General features: G+C 54.6%; 4 tRNA genes. All 4 read left to right on the top strand.

Annotated elements, in window-relative coordinates:
- Positions 1 to 13 precede the first annotated feature (13 nt).
- Positions 14 to 86, top strand: a tRNA-Ala gene (locus G9F74_RS29505).
- A 20-nt stretch (positions 87 to 106) separates the two neighbouring features.
- Positions 107 to 183 (top strand) — tRNA-Met (locus tag G9F74_RS29500).
- Positions 184 to 186: 3 nt separating this feature from the next.
- Positions 187 to 263, top strand: a tRNA-Ile gene (locus G9F74_RS29495).
- A 17-nt stretch (positions 264 to 280) separates the two neighbouring features.
- Positions 281 to 373 (top strand) — tRNA-Ser (locus tag G9F74_RS29490).
- The last annotated feature ends 98 nt before the right edge of the window (positions 374 to 471 follow it).

Genomic DNA, 471 nt, shown 5'->3' with positions numbered 1-471 from the left:
TTCCCAAAAACATGGGGCCTTAGCTCAGCTGGGAGAGCGCCTGCCTTGCACGCAGGAGGTCAGCGGTTCGATCCCGCTAGGCTCCACTTATTTTTATATTACTTATGGCGGTGTAGCTCAGCTGGCTAGAGCGTACGGTTCATACCCGTGAGGTCGGGGGTTCGATCCCCTCCGCCGCTACCATAAGGACCTTTAGCTCAGCTGGTTAGAGCAGACGGCTCATAACCGTCCGGTCGTAGGTTCGAGTCCTACAAGGTCCACCACTCAAAGTTTATATCTCGGAGGTATACCCAAGTTCGGCTGAAGGGATCGGTCTTGAAAACCGACAGGCGGCGAGAGTCGCGCGGGGGTTCGAATCCCTCTACCTCCTCCATTTTTTCTAAATTAAATATTTTATCATCGCGGGGTGGAGCAGCACGGTAGCTCGTCGGGCTCATAACCCGAAGGTCGCAGGTTCAAATCCTGTCCCCG

This window comes from Bacillus sp. EKM202B (assembly GCF_011066025.1).
In the GTDB taxonomy this organism is placed as follows: Bacteria; Bacillota; Bacilli; order Bacillales; family Bacillaceae_G; genus Bacillus_A; species Bacillus_A toyonensis.
Note: the sequence above shows the minus strand (reverse complement) of the source record. Positions and strands in the feature narration are given on the sequence as shown.